Here is an 18,146-nt window from a genome sequence, read left to right on the forward strand (position 1 = left end):
TTTCCGCCTACGGCTTGCGCGCCAGCAACACGGCGCGCATGGGCGCCGGCAGGCCCTCCAGGGTTCTGCTATGGTCCTGCGGATCGAGAAAATCGGGAAGCGACTGGTAGCGCATCCATTCGGTGCTGCGCTGTTCTTCGACGCGGGTCACGCTGACATCCACGCAGCGGACGTCGACGAAGCCGGCCCGGCGCAGCCAGAGTTCCAGCGCGGACACCGAAGGCAGGAACCAGACGTTGCGCATCTGCGCGTAACGGTCCTCGGGTACCAGCGCGGTGTTTTCGTCGCCGTCGACTACCAATGTCTCCAGCACCAGTTCGCCACCCCGGATCAGGCAGTCCTTCAGGTCGAGCAGGTGGTCGATGGGCGAGCGGCGGTGGTAGAGCACACCCATGGAGAATACGGTCTCGAAGCCTTCGAGCTTCGCGGGTAACTCTTCCAGCGCGAAGGGCAGGTGCCACACCGGCAGCTCCGGCAGGTAACGCTTCATCGCATGGAACTGGCAGAAGAACAGCCAGTTGGGATCGACGCCCACCACACTGTCGGCGCCGGCGCCGAGCATGCGCCACATGTAGTAGCCGTTGCCGCAGCCGACATCGAGGATGCGCTTGCCGACCAGATCCAGATGCGGCGCGACGCGCTGCCACTTCCAGTCCGAGCGCCACTCGGTGTCCACATGCACGCCGAACACCTCGAACGGTCCCTTGCGCCAGGGCGAGAGTCCCATCAGGGCTTCGCGGGTCGCCTGACGGGTCGCGTCGTCGCAACCGGCCTCCAGACGAAAGCCGTCACGCAGTTCGATTGCCGCAGGCGTCAGCGCGGGCAGCGCGTCGACGGCGCGGCGCCAGCGTGGCAAGTCGCCGTGGCCGATTTCCAGCTTGGCGTTCAGCTGCTGCTGCACGCCATTGGCCCAGGCGGCCAGCGGAGTGCCGGCCAGGCGCCAGGCGAGGGGAGTCAGGTCGAGATTCATGGCAGGGCGATCAGCGAGGCAAAGTTCAGACACTGGAACCAAGGCACAACCTTGGAGAAACCGGCATCCAGCAGGCGCTGGCGGTGGACTTCCAGGCTGTCCGGCTTCATCACGTTCTCGATGGCACTGCGCTTCTGCGCGATTTCCAGTTCGCTGTAGCCGTTGGCGCGTTTGAAGGCGATGTGCAGGTCGGTGAGCAGCTGCTGTTCGCCTTCATCGGCGAAACGCAGTTTTTCCGAGAGGATCAGCGCACCGCCCGGTATCAGTGTCTGGCGAATGGCCCCGAGCAGCGCGGGACGCTGCTCGGGGGCGATGAACTGCAGGGTGAAATTCAGCGCAACCAGCGAACTCGGCTGAAATTCCAGCGCGAGAATGTCGCGTTCGATCACCTCGACTGGCAGCAGCTCCTGGAAAATCGAATCCTGTGCATGCAAATACTCGCGGCAGCGCTCGACCATGGCCGCGGAGTTGTCCACGGCCAGCACCCGGCAGTTGTCGGCCTTCACATGGCGGCGCAGCGCCTGGGTCACCGCGCCCAGCGAGCAGCCCAGGTCGTACAGGCATGTGTTTGGCTGGGCGAACTGCGCGGCGATCACGCCGATGTTCTCGACGATCGCCGGATAGCCGGGCACCGAGCGCTTGATCATGTCGGGGAAGACGCGCACCACGTCCTCGTTGAACACGAAATCAGCGACCCGCGCCTGAGGGGTGGCGTAGATGCGGTCGGGGAGTTGCGTCACGGCTGCCTTCCGGGCGAAGCAAAAAAGGCGCGCATTTTAGCTCAAGTGCAGCGCCCGTTCGCTCATTTCAGCTGATCGGAAAGAAACTCCCCGGCACCCTGCAGCGGCCCCAACGGGTTGCGTTGGACCTGATAACGGCGGATCTGCGGCTCGCCGTTGCTCACCTTGTGAACCAGCACGTCGTCCACCAGGACGAACACGGCACGCAGATTCCAGCCTTGCACCTGACGATTCTTGCGGAAGTTCAGCACGTCCGCCCAGAAGCTGCCGACGCGCTGGCTGTCGGTCTGGGTGAACTCGAAGGCGTAGCCGTTACAGCGCTCCTTGGCCTCCAGACAGCGGACCAGGCTGTCCGGCAGGTAGTCGATGGGAATGTTCGGCTGCACGAACAGCATGCGCACGTCGAGGAACGAGAGGATACGGCCATTGCCCCCTTGCTGCGGATCGAAGCCGAGGGTGAACAGCTCGCTGCGCGTGGTGCGACCGGGAATGGCGCGCTCGAAGCTGGTTTCGGCGTCCAGATAATCGCGGAAGGTCGAACTGACCTCTGCTCGCTCGCTGGGTAGCAGGTTGCCGCAACCGGCCAGCAGGGCCAGTGCGCAGCACAGTGGGTACGCTCTGAAGCCGTCCATTTCCCTTTCCCCCGACAGCTGACGATCCCTGTGTTTGGTATAGGCGATTTTCAGGATTTCTGCCGGGCGGAAGCGGGGGATTTACGGCTGTAATGGTCTGGCGCGGCAGGCTACTGGCTGACGTGGATGCGGCAGTCCAGCGTTCGGGCCGGGGCGACACCGATCTCCCACGGTCGGGCGTAATCGAGGGCGAGCAGGGCCTCTCCAGGCGTCACAGCGCGGAAGCGCCAGGTCGATACGCCCGCGCTACCCACCAGGCCCGCGTCCTCGGGCACGGTGTACACCTCGGGACCTAGCAGTTTGAGCTGCGGCGCGCCGTCGGCACGCACGGTCCAGCGAAAACCGGTGGTGGGGTTGCTCGGCAGACGCAGGTTGAACTCCTGGCCGGCGCTCAATCGCAGCGGCTGGCAGTGGCTCGGATGGTTCTCCAGCGTCAACGTGCTGGGTGCTTGCTGCGCGCAGGCGCTGAGCAGCAGCGCGGCGGTGGGAACGAATGCACGACGGAGAAAGGACATGGACGGCACCGGTTACATGGAGGTGCTAAGGATAGCCGTCCTGCCGATGCAGCCCCAAGCCCCTGCCGCTGGGTCAGTCGTCGGCGATCAGATTGGCGCGGTCGTCTTTTGCGCCTGCCGCGATCAGATGTTCGGCCTGTTCTTCGGGCACATGGATGCTGGTGCCGTCGATGTGCAGGACCGACATGCGCGCCTGCGGATCGGTGCTGATACGGGCATCGGCGATGGCGCAGCGGTGCGTGTGGCCGGCGATCACGGCGGTGCAAGTGCCGCTGGTAGTGTCGATTTGAACGCTCATATCGGGTCTCCTCAGGTGACCGGTGATGCATTGGACCGTGGCTGTTTCTCTTCGGACCGTCGATCCCGGCGCCGGGTTGTATGTGTCAGGGAAAAAGATGCTGATTTGTTACGATATAACATGTTAGATTCTCCCGCCCACACCAACGCGCCTGCCTATTGGAAGAGCCGGCGTGTCGTCTTTTCGCGGTTCTGCAAGCAACCGTCACAGTATGGAGAGTCACATGAAATCGAAGCTTCACCCTCTGGCCTGGGCCATCGGTCTGGCGCTGCCGGCGTCCGTCTGGGGCGCCGATCCGCTCGAACTGCAACCGGTGGTGGTGAGCGCCAGCGGGCTGGATAGACAGAGCCACGAGATGACCACGCCGGCCGCGGTCATGGAGGGTGACGAACTGGTGCTGCGCCGCGAGGCGACCCTCGGTGAAACGTTGGAAAGCCTGCCCGGCGTGCGTTCCAGCAGCTTCGGCGCCGGTGTGGGCCGGCCGGTGATTCGCGGGCTTGATGGCGCGCGAGTCAAGGTACTGAGCGATGGTGTGGAGCTGCTCGATGCATCGACCATCAGCCCCGACCATGCGGTGTCCAGCGAACCGCTGCTGGCCGAGCGAATCGAGGTGCTCAAGGGGCCGGCTGCGTTGCTGTACGGCGGCGGTGCCATCGGCGGCGTGGTCAACGTTATCGACCGGAAGATTCCGACCTACGTCCCGGAGAAAGGCTACGAAGGCGCGCTCGAACTGCGCGCCAACAGCGTGGCAAACGAAGGTGCAGGTGTGTTCGGCATCACCGCTGGCAGCGGCAACTTCGCCGTGCGCGCCGAAGGCACCAAGCGCCAGGCCGACGAGTACGAGATACCCGGATCGCCTAACAAGCAGGCCGGCTCCTACAACGACACCGACAGCTTCACCCTGGGCGCCAGCTACATCGGCGAGCGCGGCTATCTGGGCGCGGCCTACGGCGAACAGAACAACCGCTACGGGCTGCTGGCTCACGAGCATGCCGACTGTCACACCCACGGCAGCGATTGGCACTGCGGCGGCCATGACGATCATGACGACGAGCACGACCATGATCACGAAGGCGCGGTGCCCTACGTCGACATGCGGCAGAAACGCTGGGACCTGCGTGGCGAGCTCAGCGACCCGCTGCCGGGCTTCGCGCTGGCACGCCTGCGCGTCGGTCACAGCAACTATCAGCACGAGGAGATCGAAGGCGGCGAAGTGGGCACCCGTTTCAGCAATGACGCCACCGATGCGCGCCTGGAGCTCACGCACCAACCGCTGTTCGGCTGGCGCGGTGTGCTCGGCGCGCAGACCCTGCGGCGTGACTTCGAGGCGCTCGGCGAGGAGGCCTACATACCGCAGACGCTGACGCGCAACCACGGCCTGTTCCTGCTCGAGGAGTACACCGCCGGGGCCTGGCGTTACGAGCTCGGTCTGCGTCACGAATGGCAGGACATCGACGCCGACGGCCGCCCGGATACCGATCACCGCGGCACGTCCATGTCCGCCGGCGCGGTGTGGACGTTCACCCCGCAGTACTCGCTGGGCTTCTCGCTGTCGCGCTCGCAGCGTCTGCCCAGCGCCGAGGAGCTGTACGCCAACGGCCCGCATGCCGCCACGCGTACCGTCGAGCTGGGTAATCTCGATCTGGAAGAGGAAACCTCGCACAACGCCGAGCTGACTCTGCGCAAATTCGCCGGGCGCACCACCTTCAGCTTCAGCCTGTTCCGTAATCAGGTGGATGACTTTATCTATGCCGCGGACACCGGCCACGATATCGGCGGCGGCTACCGTGAAATCGAATACCGCCAGCAGGATGCGGTGCTTACCGGCGCCGAAGGCGAGGTGCGTTTTCAGGCCACCGATGCCACCGCCTTCACCCTGTTCGGCGACCATGTGCGCGGCAAGTTGCGCGATGGTGGCGGCGACCTACCGCGCATTCCGGCCGACCGCCTCGGCGTGCGGCTGGACCAGAGCTTCACCCCTGCGCTCAGCGGCCAGCTGGAGTTCTACCGCGTGCAGCGACAGGACGAACTGGCCGATTACGAAAGCGAAACCGGCGGCTACAACATGCTCGGCGCCAGCCTGGGTTACAGCGGCTCGCTAGACCAGACCGACTACCTGCTCTATCTGAAGGCCAACAACCTGCTCGATGAGAAGGCGCGTCAGCACACCTCCTTCATCAAGGACGAGGTGCTGTTACCGGGCCGCAACCTGACCGTGGGCGTGCGGCTGGCATTCTGATCTTCGACGCTCACGCAGACGGAGCGGCTGCCTCGTCGATCTCGCAGCCTTTGAGTACCAGGCGGATGATGGTTTCGGCGGCGGCGTCATAGTCGGCATCGTCGAGCTGCGCCTTGCCGGTGACGGTGCTGATCTGCCAGTCGAAGTCGGCATAGGTCTGCGTCGCCGCCCAGATACTGAACAGCAAGTGATGTGGGTCGATCCGGGTCATCAGGCCCTGATCGATCCAGCGCTGGATGCAGGCGATGTTGTGCGCCGCCTGTGCATTGAGCTGGGCGGTGCGTTCCGGCGACAGGTGCGGCGCGCCATGCATGATCTCGCTGGCAAAGACCTTCGAGGCGCAGGCGTGATCGCGCGAGATACGGATCTTGGTGCGGATGTAGGCGCGCAGCACATCCGCCGGCTGGCCCGGCTGGTTGAACGGCGCCGAAGCCTCCAGCAGCGGCTCGACGATGCTCTCCAGCACCTCCCGATACAGATTTTCCTTCGACTTGAAGTAGTAGTAGACGTTGGGCTTGGGCAGCCCGGCGCGCGCGGCGATATCGCTGGTCTTGGTGGCGGCGAAGCCCTTCTCGGCGAATTCCTCGCTGGCGGCGTGCAGGATCAGTTCTTTGTTGCGCTCTCGGATACTGGACATGGATTGTTCGATTTCCGCGGCGGGGCCGGTCGATACCGACCCGGGATTGCTCAATGACGAGCGCTGGGCAAAAAGTGCGGAAATTCTGCTGCAGCGGGGCGGTTCCAACAAGGGTGAACTGCAAGGCGATTCGGCACCCGAGTGCGCTCAGTCAGGTGTACAGCTTTATTCGCTCATCGATCACTGCGATACGAACCCTCGCGCGACCGGCGATGCGCTGCGTTGTGCACCGCATACCAGCACGGCACGCAGGTGCTGGATGCGGAGTCGTCCGATCATCCGCGCCGGATCAGCCAGACGCCGGTGAACACCAGCAGCATGCCGCCCACCTTGCGCAGGCTGATCGGCGCCTGGCGATAGCCGGCCCAGCCGAACTGGTCGAGCAGCAGCGCCATCAGCAATTGCCCGGCCAGCAGGAGCGCCATGAACAGCGAGGCGCCCACGCGCGGTGCGGCGTACGCCGCCGTGGCGATGAGGAAGACACCGAGCAGGCCGCTGCTCCAGTGCCACCAGGTGATTCCGCGCAATCCCTGCAGGGTGGGTGGGTCGCGCTGAACCAGCACGATGCACAACAGCGCCAGCGTGCCGACTGCGAACGATACCAGCGCGGCGTTCATCACGCTGGAGAGCTGGCGTGCCACTTCGCCATTCATCCCGGCCTGCAGCGGCAACAGCGCGCCGGCGATCAGCGGGAGGGCGAGTAGCCACCAGGCAAGCATCGGCATCGTAAATTCTCCAGACAAGGCTCTCAAAGATTGTATACATTAATTGTGTGGGGAGGTTCCATTCATCTTGCATAACGTCCGCAGGTGGCGTTGCAAGCGAGCGTGCCATCGCACCGCAGGTGCTACGCGCTCGAACCGGGTAGGCCAGATCAGTCCCGTCGCATGCGGGTTCTGTAATGGACGAGCGGTCTCAAGTAAATGGCTGCACAAGCCGATAGCGACTTACCGAGTCGTGCTCTCGGTATACAAGATTGCCCACAGAATAATCGTTAATATCTATAAAGCCCGGAGTCATGCCATGCGCTTCATGCAACGCAGTATCCAATGGCAGTTGGCTGTCAGCATGGGCGCGGCCCTGTTGGCCAGCTTGCTGATCGTGATCCTGGTCTATGCCTCGGCCGTCGACCGGCTTGCCGAGCGCTACCTGATCGGCGAAGCCCTGCCAGCCAACATCACCGCCATCCGCAACGATATCGAGCGCACGCTCAGCGGGCCTGTTACCGCAACGGCCGGTATTGCCGGCAATACGCTGGTGCATGACTGGCTCACGGCCGGCGAGGACGCGAGCGAGGGGCAGGCCATCGCCCGCTATCTGCAGGGCGTGAAGACGCAGCAGAACGCGCTGACGACCTCGATCGCGGTACTCGACAGCGGCAACTACTATTCCGAGACCGGCCTGAGCCGCACGCTGTCGCGCGCAGCGGCGGGCGACGCCTGGTTCTACAGCCTGATCGACGGCGGCGTGGATAAACGCTTCGAGATCGACATCGACAAGACCACCCGCCAGCCGACGCTGTTCATCAACCAGCGCATCAGCGCCAACGGCCGCACCCTCGGCGTCGCCGGACTGGGCTACAGCCTGAGCAGCATGTCCGAGCTGGTGGCCGATTTCCGCTTCGGCGAGCGCGGCGAGGTGTATCTGGTCGGTGCCGACGGCCGGGTCAAGGTGCATCCTCGCAACGAGAACAACGACCGTGTGGCGCTGGCCGAGCTGACCGGCGATGCGGCGGCCGGCGAACTGCGCAGCGGCGGCGACAAGGTGGTGCGCTTCGAGCGCGACGGCGAGGCATTCCTGGCGATGGCGCAGCCGCTGGAGGCGCTCGGCTGGTGGCTGGTCAGCGAGGTGCCCGAAGCCGAGATCTTCGGTGAAGCACGGCGCACGCTGTGGGTCACCAGCCTGATCGGCGCGGCCGTCGGACTGGCGTTCCTCGGCGTGATCGTGCTGCTGGCGCGCGGGCTGGTGCGACCAATCCGGCAGGTAACCGCGGCGCTGGTGGAGATCGGCGGCGGCGGTGGTGACCTGACGCGGCGTCTGGATGAAAGCCGCGCCGATGAGCTGGGCGACCTGGCGCGCGGCTTCAATCGCTTCCTCGGCAGCCTGCGTGAACTGATCGGCGACGTGCTGACGACCAGCGAGCGGCTGCGCAACGCCGTCGGCCAGGTCGCGCAGGTGGTCGACAACACCGCCGCGCGCGCCGGCCGCCAGCACGAGATGACCGACATGGTGGCCACCGCCGTGCACGAAATGGGGCTGACCGTGCAGGAGATCGCGCGCAATGCCAGCAGCGCGGCGCAGGCCTCGCAGGGGGCGCGCGACGAGGCGGTGCAGGCGCGCCGGGTGGTCGGCGAGTCGATCGCGCATATCGAGAAGATGTCCGGCGAGATCGGCGAGGCGGCCGGCTCGGTGACCGAACTGGCGCAGCAGGTGGCGTCGATCGATCAGGTGCTGGCGGTCATCCGGGGCATTTCCGAGCAGACCAACCTGCTGGCACTGAACGCGGCCATCGAGGCGGCGCGGGCCGGCGAGATGGGGCGCGGTTTCGCCGTAGTCGCCGACGAGGTGCGCACGCTGGCCAGCCGCACGCAGGGCTCGACCGACGAGATCCAGCAGATGATCCAGCGGCTCAAGAGCGGGGCCGACAACGCGGTTGCCTCGATGCACGCCGGGCAGGCGGCCACCGGTACCGGCGTGCAGGCCAGCCAGCGCACCGGTCAGTCGCTGGGCGCGATCACCGAGCAGGTCGAGGCGATCAGCGACATGAACACCCAGGTCGCCGCCGCGACGGAGGAGCAGAGCAGCGTCACCGAGGAGATCACCCGCAACGTGCAGGGTATCGCCGACCTGGCCCAGGCCACGGCGCGCGATGTGCAGGCCTGCCGCAGCGACTGCCAGGCGCTCTCGCAACTGGCCGAAGCCCTCGGGCGGCAGATGGGCAGTTTTCGGCTGTAAGCGGTTGCTTAGGGAAGGGGTATTGAACTGGAAGGCCGGAACGCCGGTGCGTTGCGACTTCCTGAGAGCGCGCTGATTACCGAGTGCGCCGGAGCTGGGTTCCGGCGCCACCCGGAAAGCGCGGGCGCTGCGACAGCACTGGCCGAGCCACGAAAAAGGCGACCCGCAGGTCGCCTTTTTTCTTACCGCATCAGGCCTGTATCAGACCCTAGAAATGCGCCTTGACGATGGCGCTGAAGGTGTTCTGATCGGTCTTGCCGACGAAGTTGCGGCTCACGTAGCCGCCGTCCTCGATGCCGTACTTGTTCGACCAGTAGTCGTACTCGATACCGACGTAGAGCCGCCCCGGGGTGTAGTCCAGCGCCTTGCCCAGGTCGTACTTGATCTGCGGCACGATGTGCAGGTTCTTCGAGATGAAGTCGCCGCGCCGCTCGGAACCGGCGTCGTTGATCACCCAGTCGATGAAGCCGTCGAAGAGGATGTCCGACTTGCCCACCGGGAAGGTCATCGCCCAGGTCGGGGTCAACTGCCACTGGCCGGAGGCTTTGCCGGTGCTGCCGTCGGGCTTGCGGTAATAGAGGTTCAGCGCCAGGCGGTCGAAGCCGGGTACGTTGAGGTCCACCGCCGGGCCGAGCAGGTAGTTCTGGTTCGGTGTGCCGTCGGCCTGGCTTTCGCCGCGCTCGTAGGTGGCGGCGATCAGCACGTCCTTGACCGGGCCGAACGACAGGTCACGGCCGCTGATCTTGCCCAGCGACAGGCGCGGGCTGAACTCGCCGTAGTAGGTGTGGCCGTCGTTGCCGTTGGGGCCGTTGTACCAGATGTTGTCGACGAACAGGAACATGTCACCCCAGGTCCAGCCGCTGGCGTGCTCGAAGGTGACGGTCTGTTGGGTGTCCGGGTCGATCTTGTAATCCTTGCCGTACAGGTAGGTCAGGCTGTTGTCCTGCCAGAGCAGCGCGTCACCGGCCATCGCGGGGGCGGCGAGAAGGCTGCCGGCGAGGGCGAGGCAGAGCGGGGCGGTCTTGAAATGCATGGTGGTGGTCCCTGTGGAAATCTTTGTGCGTGAAGCCGGGCAGTGAGCGGCGCGTATTGTCGGTGATGCGCCGGGCGGCGCAAGAGCGCGAAGCGATGGCGCCGCGAACGCATCGTCGGAAGACGATGATGCGTGGACGGAATCGGGCGGGTGGGCGTGGGCTGCTCGGCCGGTACGGCGATGGCGAGCGGCAGCGCTGCGGATTGCGGTCATGGTTAAGCCTGCCTTATTTGTTGTTGTTCGGCTTGAGAGGCTTCACGGCGCCTCCAACACCCGCGCGCCGCACAGCGAGAGGGAACGCGGGATGGGCAGACTATAACAACCTGTGCACAGTATTTTAAACAACAAGATGTGCGGATTGTGCACAATTATTCCTGCCGTTCATCCGGCCAGTCGTTCGGCGGCGGGCCGCGCCTCTTCGGGCAGCAGTTCCCGCGCGACGTTCTCGGCGAGGCCGGTGCCGGCTTCGGTCATGGTCAGGTAGGTGTGATCGGCGCCGGCTGCCTGGATGCGCTGGGCGATGTCTTCGTACAGCGCGTGGGAGATGATCAGGCCCTTGAAGCCGATCGAGCGCAGCTTGGTGGTGGAGATGATCTTGGCCTCGGCGTCGTTCATCGCCAGCACCACGGCCTGCACGTCGTTCATCTGCAGGTTCTGCCAGAACATCTGGTCCTCGGCGTCGGCGAAAAACACGTTGCGGCCTTCGGCGACGTTGCGCTCGACCATCACCGGGTCGGAGTCCAGGCTGACCAGGCGAAACCCTTTGCGTAGCAGGTGATCGTAGGCGGCGCGCCCGGTCCGGCCCATGCCCATCACCAGGATTTGCGCATCGCCCAGCGACACCGGCTGCTCGTCGGGATGGCGGGTGTTGCGTTCCAGCGGGATCAGCCATTTGGCCAGGCGTTCATAGGCCGGGTGGACGATGCGGTTGAGCTGCGCGGAGATCACGAACGACAGCGCCACGCTGATCGCCAGCGGCGTCAGCCATTGCGGCAGCACCACACTGGCGACGATCAGGCCGAATTCGCTGTAGTTGGTCAGGCTCGAGGCGCTGAGGAACGCGCTGCGCGCGCGCAGGCGGAAGCTGAGGAACAGGAAGAAGAACAGCATGCCCTTGAGCGGCAGCAGCAGCGCCACGACCGTGGCGAAGATCATCGCGTTGGTATCCGGCAGGCCGCCGATGCCGATCTGCAGGAAGAAGCCGACCAGGAACACTTCCTTGATCGCCCACAGCGAGTTGGACAGTTCGGTGGCGCGCTTGTGCTTGGCGAGCATGGCGCCGAAGGCCAGCGCACCGAGTTCCGAACTCAGCCCGACCGCCTCGAAACCCATGCCGCCAACCACCAGCGCCAGCATCAGGCCGAGCAGGACCAACAGCTCCTCATGGCCGCTGTGGTCCAGCAGGCGGAACAGCAGCGGACGCAGTAGCGGCAGCAGAAATACCAGCAGCGCCCAGGGCGACGGCACCTGGCCGGCCGCCAGGCTCATCACCACCAGCGCAATGAGGTCCTGGATGATCAGCACGCCGATCGCCACCCGGCCGTGGAAAGCCTTCAGTTCGCGCTTGCCTTCCAGCACCTTGGCCGCCAGCACGGTGCTGGAGAACGACAGCGCGATGGCCAGCAGCAGGCTCTCCTGCCAGCTGGCATCGAAGACCAGCACGATCGCCGGCAGCACCAGCACGCTGGAAATGGCGAAGTGCAGCAGGCTGCCGCCGATCACCTCGCGGCGCGCCAGGTTGCCCAACTTGAGCTTGAGGCCGACGGTGAACAGCAGCAACAGCACGCCCAGGTGCGCCAGATGCTGCAGGATCACGCCGTCCTGGCGGCCGACGCCGACGTGCTCGCCCACCGCCGCCAGGGCGAAGCCGGCGCCCAGGTAGCCGATCAGCGGCGGCAGGCCGATGGCGCGGGCGATCAGGCCCAGGGTGAAGGCGAAGGCGATCCAGCTGGCTTCAATCATCGGGGAAGGTGTCCGGCGGCGGTGGCGGGGCGCGCATTTTAGCCAAGCCGGCGAATCCGTGGATGATCGATCGCAATTCGTTTTCGCGAAAAGCACGAAGCCCGCCAATGGCGGGCCTCGTGATCGACGGGCGGGGTACTCAGTGGCTGGCGCCGGTGAGCAGGCTGCGCTCGGTACCGCCGAGCACGTTGAACAGCAGGTTGAGCGTCACCGCGCTGATGGTCGCCACGGCGATGCCGCTATGGGTGATCGGCTCCATCCACTGCGGCAGCTGGGCGAAGAACTCCGGACGGATCACCGGCACCATGCCCAGGCCGATGCTCACGGCCACCAGCAGCTGGTTGCGCCGGTCGGCGATGTCGGCTTCCTGGAGAATCTTGATGCCGGTGGCGGCAACCATGCCGAACATGGCGATGCCGGCGCCGCCGAGTACCGCGGCCGGAATCGAGGCAACCAGAAACGCCGCCTTGGGCAGCAGGCTGAGGCTGATCAGGATGACCCCGGCCAGTGCCGTGACATAGCGGCTGCGCACGCCGGTCATCTGCACCAGGCCAATGTTCTGCGCGAACGAGGAGTGGGTGAAGGTGTTCATGAAGCCGGCGAAGAAGGTCGCGCCAGCGTCGCACAGCAGCCCGCGGCGCAGGCGCTGTGGGTCGACGCTTTCGCCGGTGATCTTCCCGAGCGCGAGGAACATGCCCGCCGACTCGACGAAGATGATCACCACCACCAGGCACATCGACAGGATCGGCGCGAGCGAGAAGGTCGGCGCGCCGAAGTGGTTCGGCGTCACCACCTGCAGCCCCGGCGTCTGCGCCAGCCCGGACAGATCGACCATCCCCAGCATGCCGGCCAGCACGTAGCCCAGCGCCATGCCGATCAGCACCGAGACATTAACCCAGAAGCCGCGCATGAACTGGTTGATCAGCAGGATCGTGACCAGCACCGCAGTCGCCACGCCCAGATAGTGCAGCGCGCCGAACTGCGTCGCGCCGCTGCCGCCGCCGGCCCAGTTGACCGCCACCGGGAACAGCGAGAGGCCGATCGAGGTGATCACCGTGCCGGTTACCAGCGGCGGGAAGAAGCGCACGATCTTGCAGACGAAGGGGGCGATCAGCAGGCCGAACAGGCCGGCCGCGATGGTCGCGCCGAAGATGCCGGTGAGACCGACGCCGGGCATGCCGGCCATCACCACCATGCTGCTCACCGCGGCGAAGCTGGCGCCCATCATCACCGGCATGCGGATGCCCGCCGGGCCGATCCCCAGCGACTGCACCAGTGTGGCGATGCCCGCCACCAGCAGATCGGCATTGATCAGCAGGGCGATTTCCTCGCGCGACAGGCCGGCCGCCTGGCCGATGATCAGCGGCACGGCAACGGCGCCGCCGTACATCAGCAGCACGTGCTGCAGGCTCACCAGCAGCAGTTGCAGGGGCGGCAACCGTCGCTCGGCGGGCGGATTCTGGTCGTTCATCAAAACACCTCGGGCGATTCTTGTTGTTGGCTTTCGCGATAGCGCCCTCGAGGAGGGGCCGGGTATTTCGTCGTGCAGCGTTGGCTTTTCTAGGAATGATCGGGCCGTACCTGAAGAGGTACGGCCCGGGGGTGTCACTCGATGCGGGCGCCCTGGGCGATCCAGCTGGCAAGCAGGTCGCGCTCATCCTGCGTCATCTGGGTGATGTTACCCAGCGGCATGATCTGGCTGGCGACGGTCTGCGCGTGGATCTTCGCCGCCTGCTGGCGAATCTGCTCGGGCGTGTCGAACATCACCCCGGCCGGCGCGGCGCTGAACATCGGGCTGCTCGGCTGGGCCGAATGGCAGACGGTGCAGCGCTCGTGGATCACCTCGTTGACCTCCTCGAACATCGAGCCCTGCGCATGGGCGGCGGCCGCTGCGCTGGCGCGTTCGGCCGGGGTGGCGGCGAGGTTCGGCGCGGCCGGCTGGCGATTCGGCGTGGTGACGAAGGCCAGGCAGACCATGCCGACGGCGGCCGCCGGCAGTGCCCAGGCGAAGCGGTTGCTGTCGTGGCGGGTGTTGAAGAAGTGCCGCACCAGTACCGAGAGTGCCGCCAGGCCAGCGAGGATCAGCCAGTTGTACTGACTGCCGTAGGTGCTCGGGAAGTGGTTGCTGATCATGATGAACAGCACCGGCAGGGTGAAGTAGTTGTTGTGCCGCGAACGCAGCAGGCCCTTGGCCGGCAGTACCGGATCAGGCGTGCGGTTCTGCTCGATGGCGGCGACCAGCGCGCGCTGTGCCGGCATGATGATGCGGAACACGTTGCCGACCATGATGGTGCCGAGCAGCGCGCCGGTGTGGATGTAGGCTGCGCGGCCGCTGAAGATCTGCGTGTAGCCCCAGCAGGCGGCGATCACCAGCACGAACAGCACCAGACCGAGCAGCGCCGGGGTCTTGCCCAGCGGTGAATCGCAGAGCAGGTCATAGATGAACCAGCCGACGATCAGCGAACCGAAGCCGATAGCCACGGCAGCGGCGGGGGACAGCTCGACGCCCGGTGCGATCAGGTACAGGCTTGGGTTGAGGTAGTAGACCACCAGTAGCAGGGCGACGCCCGACAGCCAGGTGGTGTAGGCCTCCCACTTGAACCAGTGCAGGTTCTCCGGCATCTGCGGCGGTGCCAGCTTGTATTTTTCCAGATGGTAGATACCGCCGCCGTGGATGGCCCAGAGGTCACCCGATAGCCCTTCGCGCGGGTTGCTGCGGTTGAGGTTGTTCTCCAGCCAGACGAAATAGAACGAAGCACCGATCCAGGCGATGCCGACGATCATGTGAATCCAGCGGATTCCCAGGTTTAGCCATTCGGTCAGATGAGCATCCATTTTTACGTACCTCTTCCCGACCTTCGCAGAGAGGGCCGGGCTTTCTTATTAGGGTTGGGGGTCGAGGAGGAGTTGCTGATCCTCTGTAAAAAAGAACTCGTCGCAGTTGTTGCCAGAACCGCTGCGATCGACCACCAGGAATTCATCCCGCTTTTCGATCGTCAGCACCGGGTGGTGCCAGACGCCGCGGTGGTAATTGACGCCCTGCCTGCCATTGCTGGCGAATGCGCGGACGTGGCCCGGTACAGGTGCATCGCCAAGTGGCGCGACCACGACCAGAAAGGGGTTGCCGTGCAGTGGCACGAAGGCCTGACTGCCCAGCGGATGACGCTCCAGCATGCGGATGACCAGCGGCATCTCGAGCGCTTCGGCGGCGAAGATGCTGATGATGGCGCGGTCGTCCGGCTGTGCGGTCTCCACCGTTGCCAGCTTGTGATAGCGGCGGGTGGAGCCGTTGTTGATCATGAAATAGTCGCTGCCCTCGGTCTCGATGACGTCGCCGAAGGGGGCGAAGGCTTCCTTGGTCAGCGGTTCGATGGTCAGCGTACGCATGGCAATCTCGTTATTAATGGGGTGGGAGGCAGGGCGACGTGCGCCGCCCTGCCCGTGACTCAGCGCGCCACCTTGCCGAACAGGCGCAGCCGGCTGACGCCGCCGTCCGGGAAGATGTTCAGGCGCACGTGGGTCACCGGGCCGAGCTTGGCGATCTGCTCGACGAACTCGTGCTCGGCGTGCATGGAGAGCTTCTGGCTCGGCAGCAGTTCGCGCCAGAACAGGCTCTGGGTCTCGATCTGGCTGTCGGTGCCGCCCTTCACGTAGGCCGCCTGGATGGTGCAGCTGTCCGGGTAGTTGCCCTTGAAGTGCAGGGTGTCGACGACGATGCGCTCGATCTCGCCCGGATGGCCGAGGGCGACGATCACCCAGTCATTGCCTGGCGTGCGGCGGCGCGCGGTTTCCCAGCCGTCACCCATGTTCTCGCCGCGGTTCGGGTTGAGGATGTTGCTCATGCGACCGAAGTGCTCGTCGGAGCAGGCCAGCGCGCGACCGCCGTTAAGTGCGGCAGCCAGATCGACCTGTTCGTTGTCGCCGATGCTGCTCCAGTCGCGATAGGGGATGCCGTGCACGCGCAGACGCGCCACACCGCCGTCCGGGTAGATATTGAAACGCAGGTGGCTGACCGGCTGCTCGCAGGCGATCTCGTGGTAGTGGTGGCTGTCGCCCTTGAGGTCCACCGCCGGAAGGATTTCCGTCCAGACCGTGTCTTCGCGCGGGTCACCCTCGGCGACGAAGCAGGCTTCCAGCGAGGCCGACGGCGGCACGTTGCCGCGGAAGAAGCTGGTGTCGATGTCCACACCCTTGATCCAGCCCGGCACGCCAAGGCGGATCACCGCGTGGTCATAGCCCTCGAAGCGCTTGCGGCGCGACTCCCAGCCGTCCATCCACTTGCCGTTGTCATCGAACACGCCCTCCTTCCATACGGCCGGACCGGGCTGGAACATCCGGTTGACATCGGCGAACCAGTCATCGGTGACGGAAATGGCACGGGTGCCCAGACGGGCGTCGGCCAGGTTGACGTATTTTTCGAAGGGTGCGGCGTAAGCTTTCATGTCATCTGCCCTGATTGGAATTGAGCGGTTTCTGCCTTTGTTGCCTGTGTTGCGGTGTTGCCTGTTACATCGCCTCCAGCCGGAACCGGGCGATCTTGTTGATCTCCGCCAGCGCCCGGGCGAATTCCTGCTCGGGGCTGTTGTGGATGCGCTCCTCGAACGCGGCGAGGATCTGGTGCCGGTCGCTGCCCTTGACCGCCATGATGAAGGGGAAGCCGAACCTGGCCTTGTACGCATCGTTGAGTTCGGTGAAGCGGGCGAACTCCTCGGCGGTGCATTCGTGGATGCCGGCGCCGGCCTGCTCGTTGGTGCTTGCTGCGGTCAGCTCGCCGCGGATGGCGGCCTTGCCGGCGAGATCCGGGTGGGCGTTGACCAGTGCCAGCTGGGTGGCGTGGTCGGCGGCGAGCATGACCTGCGACAGGCGGCGGTGCATGACGTCGATGTCGTCCAGCGTGGCGTCGACGCCGGCGTCGTAGACGGTTTCGGCGACCCACGGCGAGTGCTCGTAGACATCGGCAAAGGCGGCGACGAAGGCGTCGCGGTCGAGAGTCGAAGGCTTGATGGTCTTGAACGCGCTCATGCGTTGCGCTCCGCAGTCATGGGGTGGGTGGTGTGCCAGTGGCGCGCGATATCGACGCGGCGGGCGAACCAGACCTTCTCATGCCCCTTCACGTAGTCGATGAAGCGAGCCAGCGCGGCCATGCGCGCCGGACGCCCGAGCAGGCGGCAGTGCATGCCGATGGTCAGCATCTTTGGTGCGCCTTCGCAGCCTTCGGCGTAGAGCACGTCGAAGGCGTCCTTCAGGTAATTGAAGAAGTCGTCGCCGCTGTTGAAGCCCTGCACCTGGGTAAAGCGCATGTCGTTGGTGTCCAGCGTGTAGGGGATCACCAGGTGTGGCTTGACCGGCGCCGAATCGGGGTCCCAGTAGGGCAGGTCGTCGTCATAGGTGTCCGAGTCGTAGAGAAAGCCGCCTTCCTCGCGTACCAGGCGCCGGGTGTTGGGGCTGGTGCGGCCGGTGTACCAGCCCAGCGGGCGTTCCCCGGTCAGTTCGGTGAGGATGCGGATGGCCTCGAGCATGTGCTCGCGCTCCTCGGCCTCGTCCATGTATTGGTAGTCGATCCAGCGATAGCCGTGGCTGCAGATCTCGTGACCGTCGGCGACCATCGCCTTGATCACTTCCGGGTGGCGCTGGGCGGCCATCGCGACGGCGAAGATGGTCAGCGGAATGTCGTGGCGCTTGAACAGCCGGAGCAGGCGCCAGACGCCGGCGCGGCTGCCGTATTCATAAAGCGATTCCATGCTCATGTGACGCACGCCCTGCAGCGGCTGCGCGGCGACCATCTCGGAGAGGAAAGCCTCGGATTCCTTGTCGCCATGCAGCACGCAGCGTTCGCCGCCTTCCTCGTAATTGAGCACGAAGGACAGGGCGATACGAGCCTCGCCTGGCCATTGAGGGTGGGGCGGGTTGCTGGCGTAACCGATTAGGTCGCGGGGGTAGTCGGCGCTCACGGCGATGGGTCCTGTATGGCGGGTCGCAGCAGCGCGACCGGATGGCCTGATTGTATACAAAATAGATTACCCAATGTAAACCATAAAAATCTTCGAGCGTGCCGCCCGCTGGCTTATGGCAGTCTGCTATATGTCGCTGATCTTTAGCGGTGCCGGAGCGGTGGCTGATAGGGCGGGCGGTGGAAAGCGTGGTGTTTCAGTTGTGTATACAAAA

The 18,146-nt window shown here is 65.1% G+C and carries 16 protein-coding genes and 2 pseudogenes; 3 read left to right on the plus strand and 15 right to left on the minus strand.

What is annotated here, in order from left to right:
- Positions 1–7 precede the first annotated feature (7 nt).
- The 5 genes from cmoB to HU825_RS10195 all read right to left on the minus strand — a co-directional run bounded on the left by cmoB (position 8) and on the right by HU825_RS10195 (position 3,155).
- Positions 8–970, minus strand: a complete 963-nt coding sequence (cmoB, locus tag HU825_RS10175) for a tRNA 5-methoxyuridine(34)/uridine 5-oxyacetic acid(34) synthase CmoB (RefSeq protein WP_234301961.1) — start codon at positions 968–970, stop codon at positions 8–10.
- A complete protein-coding gene (gene cmoA / locus HU825_RS10180) occupies positions 967–1,710 on the minus strand; it encodes a carboxy-S-adenosyl-L-methionine synthase CmoA (RefSeq protein WP_234301962.1) in 744 nt (247 codons plus the stop codon). The genes cmoB and cmoA overlap by 4 nt, the downstream gene beginning before the upstream one ends.
- A 62-nt stretch (positions 1,711–1,772) precedes the next feature.
- Positions 1,773–2,342: a hypothetical protein gene (locus HU825_RS10185; protein ID WP_008566773.1), complete on the minus strand. Its 570-nt coding sequence runs from the start codon at positions 2,340–2,342 to the stop codon at positions 1,773–1,775.
- Positions 2,343–2,452: 110 nt separating this feature from the next.
- On the minus strand, positions 2,453–2,857 hold the full coding sequence (locus HU825_RS10190; RefSeq protein ID WP_043295948.1) for a protease inhibitor I42 family protein: 405 nt from the start codon (positions 2,855–2,857) through the stop codon (positions 2,453–2,455).
- A 73-nt stretch (positions 2,858–2,930) separates the two neighbouring features.
- A complete protein-coding gene (locus HU825_RS10195) occupies positions 2,931–3,155 on the minus strand; it encodes a DUF3203 family protein (RefSeq protein ID WP_043295949.1) in 225 nt (74 codons plus the stop codon).
- A 223-nt stretch (positions 3,156–3,378) separates the two neighbouring features.
- Between HU825_RS10195 and HU825_RS10200 the strand changes: the two genes are divergently transcribed.
- Positions 3,379–5,394, plus strand: coding sequence for a TonB-dependent receptor (locus HU825_RS10200; RefSeq protein ID WP_234301963.1), 2,016 nt, complete (start codon positions 3,379–3,381; stop codon positions 5,392–5,394).
- Between the two features lie 10 nt (positions 5,395–5,404).
- On the opposite strand, the gene HU825_RS10205 is transcribed toward HU825_RS10200, so the two are convergent.
- Positions 5,405–6,031 (minus strand): TetR/AcrR family transcriptional regulator, encoded by a 627-nt coding sequence (locus HU825_RS10205; RefSeq protein ID WP_043295951.1) that lies wholly within the window; start codon positions 6,029–6,031, stop codon positions 5,405–5,407.
- Between the two features lie 275 nt (positions 6,032–6,306).
- Positions 6,307–6,756, minus strand: coding sequence for a DMT family transporter (locus HU825_RS10210; RefSeq protein WP_234301964.1), 450 nt, complete (start codon positions 6,754–6,756; stop codon positions 6,307–6,309).
- A gap of 343 nt (positions 6,757–7,099) precedes the next feature.
- Between HU825_RS10210 and HU825_RS18880 the strand changes: the two are divergent.
- A pseudogene (locus HU825_RS18880) lies at positions 7,100–8,083 on the plus strand (cache domain-containing protein); the annotation flags it as partial.
- Positions 8,084–8,440: 357 nt separating this feature from the next.
- Positions 8,441–8,986 (plus strand): annotated as a pseudogene (locus HU825_RS18885) (methyl-accepting chemotaxis protein); the annotation flags it as partial.
- A gap of 208 nt (positions 8,987–9,194) precedes the next feature.
- On the opposite strand, the gene HU825_RS10220 reads toward HU825_RS18885, so the two are convergent.
- From HU825_RS10220 to puuE, 8 genes are all read right to left on the minus strand, one after another.
- Positions 9,195–10,019 (minus strand): outer membrane protein OmpK, encoded by an 825-nt coding sequence (locus tag HU825_RS10220; RefSeq protein WP_054093696.1) that lies wholly within the window; start codon positions 10,017–10,019, stop codon positions 9,195–9,197.
- Positions 10,020–10,400: 381 nt separating this feature from the next.
- The gene (locus tag HU825_RS10225) at positions 10,401–11,981 is read right to left on the minus strand and encodes a cation:proton antiporter family protein (RefSeq protein ID WP_234301966.1); all 1,581 of its coding nucleotides are present in this window, start codon (positions 11,979–11,981) and stop codon (positions 10,401–10,403) included.
- Positions 11,982–12,120: 139 nt separating this feature from the next.
- Positions 12,121–13,452 (minus strand): nucleobase:cation symporter-2 family protein, encoded by a 1,332-nt coding sequence (locus tag HU825_RS10230; protein ID WP_234301967.1) that lies wholly within the window; start codon positions 13,450–13,452, stop codon positions 12,121–12,123.
- 134 nt (positions 13,453–13,586) lie between these two features.
- A complete protein-coding gene (locus HU825_RS10235; RefSeq protein ID WP_234301968.1) occupies positions 13,587–14,816 on the minus strand; it encodes a urate hydroxylase PuuD in 1,230 nt (409 codons plus the stop codon).
- A 48-nt stretch (positions 14,817–14,864) separates the two neighbouring features.
- Positions 14,865–15,368: an ureidoglycolate lyase gene (locus HU825_RS10240; protein ID WP_077683605.1), complete on the minus strand. Its 504-nt coding sequence runs from the start codon at positions 15,366–15,368 to the stop codon at positions 14,865–14,867.
- A gap of 59 nt (positions 15,369–15,427) precedes the next feature.
- Positions 15,428–16,423, minus strand: a complete 996-nt coding sequence (alc, locus tag HU825_RS10245; RefSeq protein WP_156716365.1) for an allantoicase — start codon at positions 16,421–16,423, stop codon at positions 15,428–15,430.
- 64 nt (positions 16,424–16,487) lie between these two features.
- Positions 16,488–17,003, minus strand: coding sequence for a 2-oxo-4-hydroxy-4-carboxy-5-ureidoimidazoline decarboxylase (uraD, locus tag HU825_RS10250; protein ID WP_234301969.1), 516 nt, complete (start codon positions 17,001–17,003; stop codon positions 16,488–16,490).
- Positions 17,000–17,932, minus strand: a complete 933-nt coding sequence (gene puuE, locus HU825_RS10255) for an allantoinase PuuE (protein WP_054093702.1) — start codon at positions 17,930–17,932, stop codon at positions 17,000–17,002. The genes uraD and puuE overlap by 4 nt, the downstream gene beginning before the upstream one ends.
- Between the last annotated feature and the right edge of the window lie 214 nt (positions 17,933–18,146).

It is taken from the genome of Pseudomonas phenolilytica, from assembly GCF_021432765.1.
GTDB classification, from domain to species: domain Bacteria; phylum Pseudomonadota; class Gammaproteobacteria; order Pseudomonadales; family Pseudomonadaceae; genus Stutzerimonas; species Stutzerimonas phenolilytica.

Coding starts and splice junctions, on each gene's coding strand:
- cmoB (WP_234301961.1), bottom strand. CDS start 970: ATGAATCTCGACCTGACTCCCCTCGCCTGGCGCCTGGCCGGCACTCCG.
- HU825_RS10185 (WP_008566773.1), bottom strand. CDS start 2,342: ATGGACGGCTTCAGAGCGTACCCACTGTGCTGCGCACTGGCCCTGCTG.
- HU825_RS10190 (WP_043295948.1), bottom strand. CDS start 2,857: ATGTCCTTTCTCCGTCGTGCATTCGTTCCCACCGCCGCGCTGCTGCTC.
- HU825_RS10195 (WP_043295949.1), bottom strand. CDS start 3,155: ATGAGCGTTCAAATCGACACTACCAGCGGCACTTGCACCGCCGTGATC.
- HU825_RS10200 (WP_234301963.1), top strand. CDS start 3,379: ATGAAATCGAAGCTTCACCCTCTGGCCTGGGCCATCGGTCTGGCGCTG.
- HU825_RS10205 (WP_043295951.1), bottom strand. CDS start 6,031: ATGTCCAGTATCCGAGAGCGCAACAAAGAACTGATCCTGCACGCCGCC.
- HU825_RS10210 (WP_234301964.1), bottom strand. CDS start 6,756: ATGCCGATGCTTGCCTGGTGGCTACTCGCCCTCCCGCTGATCGCCGGC.
- HU825_RS10220 (WP_054093696.1), bottom strand. CDS start 10,019: ATGCATTTCAAGACCGCCCCGCTCTGCCTCGCCCTCGCCGGCAGCCTT.
- HU825_RS10225 (WP_234301966.1), bottom strand. CDS start 11,981: ATGATTGAAGCCAGCTGGATCGCCTTCGCCTTCACCCTGGGCCTGATC.
- HU825_RS10230 (WP_234301967.1), bottom strand. CDS start 13,452: ATGAACGACCAGAATCCGCCCGCCGAGCGACGGTTGCCGCCCCTGCAA.
- HU825_RS10235 (WP_234301968.1), bottom strand. CDS start 14,816: ATGGATGCTCATCTGACCGAATGGCTAAACCTGGGAATCCGCTGGATT.
- HU825_RS10240 (WP_077683605.1), bottom strand. CDS start 15,368: ATGCGTACGCTGACCATCGAACCGCTGACCAAGGAAGCCTTCGCCCCC.
- alc (WP_156716365.1), bottom strand. CDS start 16,423: ATGAAAGCTTACGCCGCACCCTTCGAAAAATACGTCAACCTGGCCGAC.
- uraD (WP_234301969.1), bottom strand. CDS start 17,003: ATGAGCGCGTTCAAGACCATCAAGCCTTCGACTCTCGACCGCGACGCC.